Raw genomic sequence first — 12,170 nt, forward strand, 5'->3', positions numbered from 1 at the left:
CGCGGGCGGCAAGGCGGTGCCTCGGACCGGTGATTTACGGAATGCCGCCGTCCGAGCGCACCACCGTGCCGGAGGTGTACGAGGCGGCGTCACTGGCCAGGAACAGCGCGGCGCCGACGATCTCGTCGGGCCGGCCGATCCGCTTCAGGTGCAGACGATCGGACATGCGCATGGTGTGGTCCATGTCCCAGGCGGCGCTGACGTCCGTCAGGTACTGGCCGGGCATCAGGGTGTTGACGCGCACCTCGGGGCCCAGCAGTTCGGCGAAACCCTCGGTCATGGCGTTGAGGCCGCGCTTCGCCGCGGCGTACGGGATGATCGAGCCCGTGGGGCGCAGGGACCCGGTGCTGCTGACGTTGATCACGCTGCCGGAACCCTGTTCCTTCATCCGCATGCCGATGAGCTGGGTGAGCCGGAACGGGCCCTTCAGGTTGAGGTTGAGGACGGAGTCGTACATCTTCTCCGTCACGTCTGCGATGTCGTCGTACACGGGGGACATACCCGCGTTGTTGACGAGGACGTCCACGGTGCCGAAGCGCTCGTAGGCGGCGTCGACGAGGCCCGGTATCTCGTCCCAGCGGCCCATGTGGCACGCGTGGGCGAGTGCGTCGCGGCCGGTCTTCTCCTTGATCTCGGCGACGACCTCCTGGCATGCGGCGAGCTTCCGGCTGGCCACGACGACGTCCGCTCCCGCGTGCGCGAACGCCAGGCTCATCCGGCGGCCGAGCCCTCGACTGCCGCCCGTGATCAGGGCCACCTTTCCAGCGAGGCCGAACAGGCTGAAGGGATAGGGGACACCGTCCTCGGTGTCCGGGGCGGGCTGATCGCTGCTGGAATTCATGAAGTTCCCTTGAATCGGAATCGGGTTTCTCGCGGTGATGAACGATAGGACAGAGAAGGCCGCCGTCACAGGGGCCGGCCGTGCCGCCCTGGCGGTGGACCGGGGAATGATGGACCGGCGGGAGGCGGTGGAGGCGGAAATCGAAAGGATTCTGACAGTGACGCTGGAATTGCTCTCGCGGGAGACGGCAGCGGTCCCGTCGGTCTCGGAGATAGTCCGGGCCGCGGGAATTTCGAACCATACGCTGTACCGGTTCTTTCCGAGCAAGAACGACCTGATCATGGCCGTCTTCGAGAAGGGTGTCCAGAGGGCGGCGGAGTGGATAGGGGCCGGTTTGGCCCGAGAGTCATCGCCCCGGCAGCAGGTGCGGGTCTGGGTCCGGGGACTGCTCCACCAGGTCTCCGGCCGGGCGGTCGCCCGCACCAGCCGCACGGTGATCCGCCACCTGGGCACCGTGGGACTTCCGGCCGGGGCGGGCGTCGAGGACGCGCTGCTGCGGCCGGTGATCTCGCTCCTCGACGAGCCGTTGTGCCGGCTGGGCCGCGACCCGGGGCGGGACGGGCCATATGTCGCGGACCTGACGCTGGGTGCCATGCGCCGATACCTGTGGACCGACACGGCTCCGGCATCCGAAGACGTCGAGAGACTCGCCGACTTCGTGCTGCGCGGGCTGGAAGCCGGCGTCCGGTGAACGGGCCGTCGGACACGCATACACGGAGAGGTGAACGCCCGTGAGGGGCAACGAGAAGGACCTGGGCGGCAAGGTCGCGGTGGTGACCGGTGCGGCGTCCGGAATAGGCCATGCGCTCGCCGGTGTGCTGCGCGCGTCCGGCGCCGAGGTGGTGCTCGCCGACCGCGACGAGCAGGCGCTGGCAAGGGCGGCCGGTGAACTGGACGCGCAGGGCGTGGTCGTGGACGTGAGCCGGTACGCCGATGTGCGGCGGCTCGGCGATGAGGTCATGGAGCGGCACGGCCGGGTCGACCTTGTAGTGAACAACGCCGGCATCGCGCGCGTCGCGCTCTTCGAGGAGCTCTCGCCGGCCGACTGGGAGCAGACGCTGGGCGTCAACCTCTGGGGCGCCGTCCACGGGATGCGGGTGTTCCTGCCGCTTCTGGAGCGGTCCGGGGGAGACGGGTTCCTGGTGAACACGGCCTCGATCGCCGGGGTGCGCAACGGCCCGGGACTGAGCGCGTACTCCGTCTCCAAGTTCGGGGTGGTCACGCTCACCGAGACCGTGGCCCAGGAACTGGCCCGGTCCGGCTCGCGGGTGGGCGTCGGGGTGGTACTGCCGGCTCGGGTCCGTACGGGTATGACCGGACTCACCGGGGCGGGGTCCCCTGGGGTACTGGAAGCCGGGGACGTGGCCAGGACCGTGCTGGAGGGGATCCGCGGCCGCGAGCTGTACATCGTGACCCACCCCGAGGCGCTGGACTCCGTGCGCGAGCGGCATCGCCGCATCGAGGCAGCGTTCGAGGCGGCCGCGGACCGCACGGGCGGGACGTGACGGCGCTTTCGAAGACAGAAGGGTCAGAAATATGTTCCGAAGGGGCAGCGAAGTGTGAACAGACGATGCATAAGTGTGCAGTCTGAACGGTCTGGGACGTTGACGTCTCCCGGTGCCCTGTTTAGTGTACGTCGTGTCAGAAAGCGGGAGCGTAAAGCGGCGTCCCGGACCATGGGTGCGGCCTTCCGTCCCATGGTCCGGACCCGTCCTCATGCTGGGAGCCGGAGATGAGCCACGGACACGACATCGACGCGGCCGACTGGACCGACGACGATCTGCTCACGCGCCAGGAGGCGGGTGGCCGGCTGAAGGAGGAGATCGACGACGTGCGTGACCGCCTCGCCGGGCTGGCGAACGCGCCGGGCGGGGACCACGTCGAGGCCTCCGTGCAGCTGCTCACCCGCCGTCTGGCGGCACTGGAGAAGGCGTACGCCGCGCTGTGAACGATGGTGCGGGCCACTTCCACCACTCAACGCACATCGGGGAAGGACGTCCTGTGGGAGACAGGCTGAAGGGTAAGGTGGCGCTGATCTCGGGCTCCACGCGAGGGATCGGTCGCTCCATGGCGGAGCACTTCGCCGCCGAGGGAGCCCGGGTGATGGTCGCCGGGCGCACGGTGGAGAAGGCGGAGAAGGTCGTCTCTCGGATCCGCGAGGCGGGTGGCGAGGCCGACTTCCTGCGACTCGACGTCGGCGACGAGGACAGTGTGCGTGCTGCCGTGGAGGCCACGGTGGAGCGCTTCGGCGCGTTGCACACCCTGGTGAACAACGCGGCGCCCACCGCGCTCGTTGCTGCGACGGTCAAGCCCCTGCACGAGTGCACCACCGAGGAGTGGGAGGCGATCCTGCGCGGAGCGCTGACCGGCTCCGTGTTCTGGATGTCCAAATACGCCTGGCCGCACCTGGCCGCGGCGCGGGGCGCCTCGGTCATCAACGTCTCTTCGGGGCAGTCGCTCGCCGGGTTCCGGGGGTTCGGCGCCTACAGCGCGGCCAAGGGGGCGGTGAACAGCGTCACCCGGACCCTGGCCGCGGAGGGCGGCCCGGCCGGTATCCGTGCCAACTGCCTGGTCGTCGGCCGGGTGGTGGCGGTGCGCGGTGATGCCGGACTGCACACCGGGGGCGGCAGACTGACCCGGCTGGGCAACCCGATGGACATCGCCTACGCCGCGACCTGGCTGGCCTCGGACGAGGCGGAGTTCGTCACGGGATCCACGATCACCGCGGACGGCGGCTTCTCGGTCAACGGCGACGCCGCCGGCGACGCGGAGGCGGCGGCCGGAACCTTGTGACCGCCACGCCTCCCCGGAGCATGGCGTTCTCGGTTCAGGGGGCGGCGGGCAGCCGCGCGATGACCTCCTGCGCGGTGCGGACCCGGGCCAGTACGGCGAGTTGGTTCTCCACGAAGAACTGATGGGCCTCGGGTGAGGACCCTGCCGCGCAGTCCTCCGCGAGGACCACGTCGTAGCCCCGGTTGACAGCCTCCAGGGCGAGCCCGGGCAGGGCCACGTTGGTGGACACGCCGGCCAGGACCAGGGTGCGGACGCCCTGCAGGCGCAGCATCGCGTCCAGGTCGGTGCCGTAGAAGGCGGTGAGTCCTACGGCCCTCCGGCTCACGAAGTCGCTCCGGTGCGGCGACAGTTCGGCCGGGGTGAGAACGTCGTCGGTACCCGCCGTCATGCTCCGGCCGCGCAGTGCGAGCTTCCCCAGGTACGAGTTGGGCAGCATGCCGGCCTGGTCGGGCCGGTGCTCGATCAGGCAGTGGAAGACCGGCAGTCGACAGTCACGGAAGGCCTGGGCGAGTTCCGCGGTGCGCCGTACCAGACCGCGTGTGGCCGCGTGTTCGGCGAGGCCGGGGGAGACGGAACGGCCGGGATCCAGGATACCGAGCTGGCACTCGCTGATGACGAGTGCCGGGGAGGTCAGAGGGACTGTCATGGGGATCCATCTTCCGTGAAGTGACATAAAAGTCTGATACAAGACCCGTTGTCGCAAGTAGAAGGCCAAGAGCCTGCTGCTGCGATGACATGAGGGTGACAATACTGCCAGAATTGCACGGACGTTGAGATCCGGGCAGGCGAGGAGGTTCCGTGACGGAGACGGATCGTGATCACGGTGGCGATGACGCGGTGCACGCATGCACCGAGGCGGGCGCACTGACGATCACGCTGAACAGACCGGCCGCGGGCAACGCTCTGCGCCCCGCCGACCGCGACGAGGTGATCCGCCTGCTGGCGGTCGCCGACGGCGACCCCCACATCCGGGTGGTGGTGATCCGGGCCGAAGGCCGGCACTTCTGCACCGGTGCCGACATCACCACGATGGGCGGTGACATCAAGCGGGTCACCGGCCCGATGCGGCGCATCATGAACGGCGCGCAGACACTGATGAGTTCGGTGCTCGACTGCGGCAAACCGGTGATCGCTGTGGTCCATGGGGCCGCGGCGGGGATCGGGGCCCATCTCGCCTACGCGTCCGACCTGGTGATCGCCACCGACAACGCCTACTTCGTCGAGTCCTTCGTCAAGCGTGGACTCGTGGTCGACGGCGGCGGCGCCTATCTGCTGCCACGCCGGATCGGCATGCAGCGGGCCAAGGAACTGGTGATGTTCGGCGAGAAGCTGGGCGCCTCCGAGGCGGCGGCACTGGGCCTGGTCAACCGGGTCGTGCCGGCAGCCCTGCTCGACAAGACCGTCGCGGACTTCGTCCAGCGGCTGACGTCCGCGCCCACAAGCTCGATCACCCTGACCAAACGCCTGATGAACGAGTCCCCTGACACCGACCGGGCGGGCTCCTTCCTGGCGGAGGCCATGGCGCAGGAACTGCAGTCCTACGCGCAGGACTCGACCGAAGGGGTGCGTTCCTTCGTGGAGAAGCGCCCCGCCGACTACGTGGGCTGGTGAGCGGGATGACGGAGAAGACAACCCCCGGGGCGAAGGCTGTCACGAGGCCTCGCCAGCCCGCACGGTCCCGCGCCGACCTGCCGACCGTCGAAGCCGAGACGCGGCCGTACTGGGAGGCCGCCGCGCAGGGGAGGCTGCTCATCGCGAGCTGCGCCGGCTGCGGCGCCGTGCACCACTACCCACGCGTGATGTGCCCCTCCTGCTGGAGCGAGGAGGTGACGCCCGTCGAGGCCGAGGGGACCGGCACGGTCTACACCTACTCCACGGTCCACCGGAACGACCTCCCGCCGTTCAACGAACGCCTCCCGTACGTCGCCGCACTCGTCGAACTCACCGAGGGCCCGCGGCTGATGACCAACATCGTGGGCTGCGCCCCGGAGGAGGTCGTCATCGGGATGCGCGTCAGGGCGCGGTTCGAGGAGATCGACGACGGCGTCCACGCGCTGTACTTCAGCCCGGCAGCGGACTGAACGACCGCCCCGAACGAAGCACGAAGCACGAAGCACGAAGCACGAAGCACGAAGCACGAAGCACGAAGCACCAAGCACCAAGATCAGCGACGAGAAGAGGATCGACATGAGTAGTCTGCTGGAGGGCAAGGTCGCCCTGGTGACGGGCTCGGGTCACGGCATCGGCCGCGGGCATGCACTGGAGCTCGCCAGGCACGGTGCCACGGTGATCGTGAACGACCTGGGCACCTCGGTCAGCGGCGAGGGCGAGGGCAAGGTCGCCGACGAGGTGGTGGATGTCATCACCGGGCGCGGGGGCAGGGCTGTGTCCGACTTCAGCGATGTCGGCGACGAAGCGCAGGTCGACGCGCTCGTCGAGCGCGCCTACGACGAACTGGGCCGCCTGGACATCGTGGTGAACAACGCCGGCATCGTCCGGGACCGTGCCATCTGGAACATGAGCGCCGACGACTTCGACCTCGTGATGCGCGTCCACGTCCGCGGCACCTGGCTCACCAGCAGGGCGCTGGCCCGCAGGTGGCGCGCAGAGTCCAAGGCGGCCGGGGGCCCTGTCTACGGCCGCGTCATCAATACGACGTCCGGGGCGGGACTGCTCGGGCACTTCGGCCAGTCCAACTACGCCGCGGCGAAGGCCGCGATCGTCGGTCTCACCCAGACCCTCAGCCTGGAGCTGGCCTCGATCGGCGTCACCGTCAACGCGATCAGTCCCGGCGGACGTACCCGGATCTCGGCCACCATGCCCGGCGCCGCACCGGCCCTCGAACCCGACGAGCGCGACGAGGAGGAGTTCGACCCGAAGGATCCCTCGCTCGGCTCGCCCGTGGTCGCGTGGCTGGCGAGTCCGGAGGCCGGGCACGTCAGCGGACAGGTCATCAAGGCGTTCGCAGGCAACATCGAGTGGCTGCGCGGCTGGACCCCGCAGGCGAGCGTCAGCAGCGGCGGCAAGCGCTGGGACGCGACGAAGCTGGGTGTCGTGATGGGGACCGATGTCTTCGGCACCCGTACCCCGGGACTGCGCCTGGGCGGCTGAGCCCGCGCGTACGCACGACGCAAGGGAGGAGGCGGCCCCGACCGGGGCCGCCTCCTCCCTCGCGTCGGTTCAGGCGGGCTGCTGGGACCCGAGCAGCACGGTGCCGCTGGAGCAGAACCAGCCGCCCGTACCGCTGACACAGGCCACCTCGGCGTCCGGTACCTGTCGTGGGCCGCACTCGCCGCGCAATTGGCGTACGGCCTCCACGACGAGGAACAGACCCCGCTGCCCCGGATGGCAGGCGGACAGCCCGCCGCCGTCGGTGTTGGTGGGCAGTTCACCGCCCAGGCGCAGCCGCCCGTCCCGGATGAACGCCCCGCCCTCGCCCTTCTTGCAGAAGCCGAGGTCCTCCACCGTCGCGAGCAGCATGTAGGTGAAGGCGTCGTACAGTTCGCAGACGTCGACGTCCGAGGGCCGCAGCCCCGCCCGTTCGAACGCGAGGCGGCCGCTCACCTCCGCCGGCCCCGTGGTCAGGTCGTCCCACTGGCTGGTCAGCATGTGCGAGGTGGCCTCGCCGGTGCCCAGTACCCACACCGGATCGCTGCGCAGGTCCGGTATCCGGTCCTCGGCCACCAGCACGGCCGCAGCGCCGCCGTCGGAGCGGATGCAGCAGTGCAGTTTGGTGAACGGGTCGGCGATCATGGGGCCGCCCATCACGTCGTCGATCGTGATGGGGTCGCGGTAGTACGCCTCCGGGTTGTCCCGCGCGTTGAACCGCGCCGACACGGCGACCTCCGCCAGGTCCTCGACGGTGGTTCCGTACTCGTGCATGTGCCGGCGCGCGGCCATGGCGTACTTCGAGATCAGGGAGTGCCCGTAGGGGGACTCCCACTGGAGGGGGCCGCGCGAGCCCCAGTCCAGGCTCGCCCCGCGCAGCCCCTTGCGCAGGTCGCTGCGGGCCGTCGAGCCGTACGTGAGCAGGACGACGTCGGCGTGGCCCGCGGCGATGGCGTCGGCGGCGTGCGCGAGCATCACTTCCCAGGAGGCGCCACCGACGGCGGTCGAGTCGATCCACCGGGGCCGCAGCCCCAGGTACTCGCCGATGTCCACGGGCGGCAGGGTGCCCTGCGAGGTGGAGGCGAGCCCGTCCACGTCCTGCGGGCGCAGCCCCGCCTCCGCCAGGGCCTGCCTGCTGGCCTGCGCCATGAGCGCGTACGGCGTCTTGTCGTCGACCCGGCCGACGTCGGACAGGGCGACTCCGGCGATCACGGCGCGCCTGCTCACTGGGCGGCTCCTTCGGCCAGGAGCCGGGCGAGGACGTCGGCCGGCTCGATGAACAGATGGTTCAGGGAGTGCGCCCGCTTCAGGTAGAGGTGGGCGTCGTGCTCGTCGGTGAAGCCCATACCGCCGTGCAGTTGGATGCAGGACGCCGCGTTGTCGACCGCGGCCCGCCCTGCCACGGACTTGGCCGACAGGAGTTGGAACAGGGCGTCCGGGCGTCCCGACCGGAGGGCGACGGCGGCGAACAGGGACTGGTCCGCCGCGGCCTCGGCGCGTACCGCCATGTCGACGCAGGCGTGCTTGACGGCCTGGTTGACGCCGATCGGCTTTCCGAACTGGACCCGCTCTCCCGCGTGCCGGGCGGCCAGTTCCGTGGTGGCCTCGGCGACGCCGGCCAGCGTCGCGGCGTTCAGCGCGAGGGCGCGGAGCCAGAGCGGGTCGGTCCCGGCGGGCACCCAGTGCAGCACCCGGGTGATCTCCAGGGTGGCCGTGGCCAGCCGCATGCCGGGGTCGAGGGCCTCTACGGCCTCCACCTGTCCGGCGGCAGGCGCCTCGACGAGGGCGGCCCCGGCCTCGGTGACGACGAGCAGATGCCCGGCGCCGGCCGCGTCGATCAGGTCGAAGGCGCCCTTGACGCCGTCGGGGCCGACGGCGGGCTCGCCGCGGGGCTCGGCCAGACCGATCAGGGCCCGGCCCTCGCCGACGGCTTCCGCGAGGGCGGTGTCCCCGTGGTGGGCGGCCACGCGGGCCCCGAGAACGCAGGCCAGGTGGGGGCCGGAGGCGAGACGCCGGCCCAGTGCGCGAAAGAGCAGCGCCTCGTCCTCGAGGGGGCGGCCGAGGCCGCCTTGCTCCTCGTCGAGGCCGAGGGTCAGGAGTCCGATCTCCGCGGCCCCGGCCCACTGGGCGGGGTCGACGACGCCGGACTCACCGCGCCGGGTGCGCAGGATGTCGACCGGGGGGTGCGAGTCCAGGAAGTCCGTGGCCGCGGCCACGAGTTCGAGCTGTTCTCGGGAAGGAAGCAGGTCCATCAGGGGTGACTCACTTTCACCTGGGCAGACCGAGGACGCGGTCCCCGATGATGTTGCGCTGGATTTCCGAGGTGCCGCCTCCGATGGAGGCGGAGAACGAGTGGAGGTAGTTGCCCACCCAGCCCTTGTGGTGGCGGTCGTCGCCGCGGCGCAGGGCTTCGGGGCCGACGATGTCCATGGCGAGAGCGGCGACCTCCTTGGAGAGGTCGGCGAAGCGCAATTTCAGCATCGACCCCTTGGGCCCCGGGGTGTCCGACTGCATGCTGCGGCACACCCCCGCGTACGTCATGGCCCGCAGTGCGGCGACGTCGGCCCGGGCGCGCGCGAGGCGGCGGGCGATCTCGTCGTCGGCGATCGCGGGGCGCCGCCGGTCGGGGCCGACGTGCTCGCGGGCGTGGTCGATGAGTTCCTCGACGATGCCGGCCAGGCGCACCTGGGAGGCGGTGAACGCCGTGCCGCGCTCGAAGGAGAGGGTGGACATGGCCACGCTCCAGCCCTGGCCGAGCTCGCCGACGACGTTGGCCAGCGGGACACGGACCTCGTCGTAGAAGACCTCGCAGAACTCGGCGTTGCCCTCCATGGTGCGGATCGGGCGGACCTCGATGCCGGGGCTGTGCATGTCGCAGATCGCCCAGGTGATGCCTTGGTGCTTGGTGCCGGTGTTGTCGGTGCGGACCAGCAGTTCCTGGTAGTCGGCGCCGGCGGCGAAGCTCGTCCAGATCTTCTGGCCGGTGACGACCAGATGATCGCCGTCGATCACCGCCCTGGTACGCAGCGACGCGAGGTCGGACCCGGCGTCGGGCTCGGAGAAGCCCTGACACCACACGACCTCCCCGCGCAGGATCTTCGGCAGGTGGAAGTTCTTGTGCTCCTGCGACGCACGGGTCATCAGGGTGGGGCCGGCGTGGCTGAGGCCGACGAAGCAGGCGTCGATCGGGGGCAGCCCGTGAGCGGCGTACTCCTCGTACCAGATGAGCTGTTCGGTCAGGGTGGCGCCGCGGCCGCCGTACTCGGTCGGCCAGGCGATGCCCGCCCAGCCGCCCTCCCACTGGGTCTGCTGCCAGGCGAGGTCGAATTCGCGCTGCTCCGCGGCTTCCTGGGGGCGCGGGTCCCGGGGCTTGTGCTCGTGCAGCCAGGTGCCCACCTCCTCACGGAACGCGCGTTGCTCCGGGGTGAAGTCCAGATCCATCGGATGCCTTTCTGCGATGCGGGGCCGAGGTGCTCAGGAGGTCGTTTCCTGGCGGGCGAAGTGGCAGGACAGGGTGCCCAGCGGCCCGTAGTCGGCCACGAAGGTGTCGCCGGGCCGGGCGTGGACGGGCGCGGTGAACGAGCCGGATAGGACGACCTCGCCCGCTCGCAGCCCGTCGCCGTGGGGGGCGAGCCGGGCCGCGAGCCAGGCGACGCCGTTGGCGGGGTGACCGAGGACGGCGGCGGCCACGCCGGACTCCTCGACGACGGCGTTGCGCGACAGCAGGGCGGAGACCCATCGCAGGTCCACGTCGAAGGGGCGCACGATCCGCCCGCCGAGGACGATCCCGGCATCGGCGGCGTTGTCGGCGATGGTGTCGACGATGGTGCGGGTACGGCCCGTCTCCGGGTCCTTCATCTGCACGCGCGCGTCGAGGATCTCCAGGGCGGGCGTGACGAACTCGGTGGCCCGCAGCACGTCGTAGCGGGTGATGTCGGGGCCCATGAGGTCCTCGCCGAGGACGAAGGCGAGCTCCACCTCGACCCGGGGCATGGTGTACCGGCCGGCCGGGACGGTGTCGCCGTCGCCGAAGAACATGTCGTCGTAGAGGACGCCGTAGTCCGGCTCGGTGATGTTCACCGCACGCTGCATGGTCCGTGAGGTCAGGCCGATCTTGCGCCCGCGGACACGGCGGCCGGCTGCGGTGTGCAGCTCGACGGTGCGGCGCTGGACGGCATACGCGTCGTCGACCGTCATCTCCGGGTGCCGCAGGGACAGCTGGCGGATCGGCACCCCGGTGCGTTCCGCCTCGTAGAGGCTCGCCGCGGCGTCGGCCACGGCCTGGTCGGGCAGCATCCGCGCCCTCACTTGCCGAGGAAGCCGAGGGCGGCGGGGTTGAAGGCGGCCGGGTCCTCGAAGTGCGGCCAGTGCCGGACCTCGGGCATCTCGAACACCTCCGCGTCCGGGATGAGCCGGGCGACGGTGTGCGCCGTGCTCCGGTACTCGCCGTGGTCCTTGCCGGAGGCCACGACCAAGGTGGGGGCCTGGATGGCGGCCCAGTCCGACTCCGGGATCAGATTGCGGTCGCGGGCACCGGCGTCCTGCAGGATCAGCAGGTGGTCGATGGTCTCCCGGGTGTCGGCCCGCCGGTAGACGGCCTGACGCAACGCGATCAGGTCGGGCAGCCGGTTGCTCTCGTCCGCGATCAGGTGCTCGAACACCTTGTGGATCGAGCTCCAGCTGGGGTCGTTGACGGCCGCGGTGCGCTCGGCGCGGATGCGGGCCATGTTGGAGGCGGTCGCCACCAGCCCGGCCGGCGACATCAGGATCATCCGGCCGACCCGCTCCGGGTGGCGGACGGCGGTCGCCGCTGCCACCCACGCCCCCAGTGACATGCCGATCAGATGGGTTCGGTCCATGCCGAAGTGGTCCATGACGGCATGGATCTGACGGACATAGACGGGGATCTCGTAGTCGTGGTCGGGCTTCTCGGAGAAACCGTTGCCGACCATGTCGACGGCCACGCAGTGGAAGTGCTCGCTCAGCGGCCCCAGGGTGGGCGCGAAGGTCTCCCAGTGCCCGCCCGTGCCGTGCAGCATCAGCACGTGCGGGGCGTCGGGCGAGCCGGCCTCGACGTACCGGGTGCGCACCCCGTCGGCGTCCAAATAACCCTGCCGGAACTCCAGTTCGCGCAGGTGGCCCCAGATGCTCCGGTACTCCTCACAGGCTCCGGTGTGCTCGTTCTGCTCGCTCATGCAGCTCTCTCCCTCGCTCCGCGGCCGGTGCCGAGGCCCGGCCACAGGAAGACTAGTACGTCTGAATTGACTTCAGCGTCTACCTTTGTGGGCGAACCCTATGCCTAGTGTGACCTGGCAAGGAAGACTAAGAAGTTGAGTGACGCAGTTGTCATAAAGGATTGTTTCTGACAGTGGCATCCGCTATGACTATGAGGGGCTGCCACCTGGTTGGCAAGGAGCGCAGCCGAGCC

14 protein-coding genes are annotated in these 12,170 nt (G+C 70.2%); 7 read left to right on the forward strand and 7 right to left on the reverse strand.

Annotated elements, in window-relative coordinates:
• Window positions 1-34 precede the first annotated feature (34 nt).
• Complete coding sequence (locus tag ACFVXE_RS11570) at window positions 35-841, reverse strand: SDR family NAD(P)-dependent oxidoreductase (RefSeq protein WP_389670843.1); 807 nt, start codon at window positions 839-841, stop codon at window positions 35-37.
• A gap of 37 nt (window positions 842-878) precedes the next feature.
• On the opposite strand from ACFVXE_RS11570, the gene ACFVXE_RS11575 reads away from it, so the two are divergent.
• From ACFVXE_RS11575 to ACFVXE_RS11590, 4 genes are all read left to right on the forward strand, one after another.
• A complete protein-coding gene (locus ACFVXE_RS11575; protein ID WP_389670844.1) occupies window positions 879-1,532 on the forward strand; it encodes a TetR/AcrR family transcriptional regulator in 654 nt (217 codons plus the stop codon).
• Between the two features lie 40 nt (window positions 1,533-1,572).
• Window positions 1,573-2,346: an SDR family NAD(P)-dependent oxidoreductase gene (locus tag ACFVXE_RS11580; RefSeq protein WP_389670845.1), complete on the forward strand. Its 774-nt coding sequence runs from the start codon at window positions 1,573-1,575 to the stop codon at window positions 2,344-2,346.
• A 227-nt stretch (window positions 2,347-2,573) separates the two neighbouring features.
• Window positions 2,574-2,789 carry a hypothetical protein gene (locus ACFVXE_RS11585; protein WP_389670846.1) on the forward strand — a complete coding sequence of 72 codons (216 nt, stop codon included), beginning with the start codon at window positions 2,574-2,576 and terminating at the stop codon, window positions 2,787-2,789.
• A gap of 77 nt (window positions 2,790-2,866) precedes the next feature.
• Window positions 2,867-3,634: an SDR family NAD(P)-dependent oxidoreductase gene (locus ACFVXE_RS11590; RefSeq protein ID WP_389670932.1), complete on the forward strand. Its 768-nt coding sequence runs from the start codon at window positions 2,867-2,869 to the stop codon at window positions 3,632-3,634.
• A 34-nt stretch (window positions 3,635-3,668) separates the two neighbouring features.
• Here ACFVXE_RS11590 and ACFVXE_RS11595 read toward each other — a convergent pair whose 3' ends face one another.
• The gene (locus ACFVXE_RS11595; RefSeq protein ID WP_389670847.1) at window positions 3,669-4,280 is read right to left on the reverse strand and encodes a cysteine hydrolase; all 612 of its coding nucleotides are present in this window, start codon (window positions 4,278-4,280) and stop codon (window positions 3,669-3,671) included.
• Window positions 4,281-4,432: 152 nt separating this feature from the next.
• On the opposite strand from ACFVXE_RS11595, the gene ACFVXE_RS11600 reads away from it, so the two are divergent.
• The 3 genes from ACFVXE_RS11600 (at window position 4,433) to ACFVXE_RS11610 (ending at window position 6,745) form a co-directional block, all read left to right on the forward strand.
• Complete coding sequence (locus tag ACFVXE_RS11600; protein ID WP_389670848.1) at window positions 4,433-5,245, forward strand: enoyl-CoA hydratase/isomerase family protein; 813 nt, start codon at window positions 4,433-4,435, stop codon at window positions 5,243-5,245.
• Window positions 5,246-5,250: 5 nt separating this feature from the next.
• Window positions 5,251-5,715: a Zn-ribbon domain-containing OB-fold protein gene (locus tag ACFVXE_RS11605; protein ID WP_389670849.1), complete on the forward strand. Its 465-nt coding sequence runs from the start codon at window positions 5,251-5,253 to the stop codon at window positions 5,713-5,715.
• A gap of 106 nt (window positions 5,716-5,821) precedes the next feature.
• Window positions 5,822-6,745, forward strand: a complete 924-nt coding sequence (locus ACFVXE_RS11610) for an SDR family NAD(P)-dependent oxidoreductase (RefSeq protein ID WP_389670850.1) — start codon at window positions 5,822-5,824, stop codon at window positions 6,743-6,745.
• 69 nt (window positions 6,746-6,814) lie between these two features.
• Here the strand turns inward: ACFVXE_RS11610 and ACFVXE_RS11615 are convergent, their stop codons facing one another.
• The 5 genes from ACFVXE_RS11615 to ACFVXE_RS11635 are packed head-to-tail and all read right to left on the reverse strand — an operon-like array spanning window position 6,815 to window position 11,937.
• Window positions 6,815-7,969 (reverse strand): acetyl-CoA acetyltransferase, encoded by a 1,155-nt coding sequence (locus ACFVXE_RS11615; protein ID WP_389670851.1) that lies wholly within the window; start codon window positions 7,967-7,969, stop codon window positions 6,815-6,817.
• A complete protein-coding gene (locus tag ACFVXE_RS11620) occupies window positions 7,966-8,994 on the reverse strand; it encodes an acyl-CoA dehydrogenase family protein (RefSeq protein ID WP_389670852.1) in 1,029 nt (342 codons plus the stop codon). Before ACFVXE_RS11620 ends, ACFVXE_RS11615 begins: the two co-directional genes overlap by 4 nt.
• A 16-nt stretch (window positions 8,995-9,010) precedes the next feature.
• Window positions 9,011-10,183 carry an acyl-CoA dehydrogenase family protein gene (locus tag ACFVXE_RS11625; protein ID WP_389670853.1) on the reverse strand — a complete coding sequence of 391 codons (1,173 nt, stop codon included), beginning with the start codon at window positions 10,181-10,183 and terminating at the stop codon, window positions 9,011-9,013.
• A gap of 33 nt (window positions 10,184-10,216) precedes the next feature.
• Entirely contained in the window at window positions 10,217-11,038 is an 822-nt protein-coding gene (hpaH, locus tag ACFVXE_RS11630; protein WP_389670854.1) for a 2-oxo-hept-4-ene-1,7-dioate hydratase, read from the reverse strand.
• An 8-nt stretch (window positions 11,039-11,046) separates the two neighbouring features.
• Window positions 11,047-11,937, reverse strand: a complete 891-nt coding sequence (locus tag ACFVXE_RS11635; protein WP_389670855.1) for an alpha/beta fold hydrolase — start codon at window positions 11,935-11,937, stop codon at window positions 11,047-11,049.
• Window positions 11,938-12,170 lie beyond the last annotated feature (233 nt).

This window comes from Streptomyces sp. NPDC058231 (genome assembly GCF_042882275.1).
Lineage (GTDB): Bacteria > Actinomycetota > Actinomycetes > Streptomycetales > Streptomycetaceae > Streptomyces.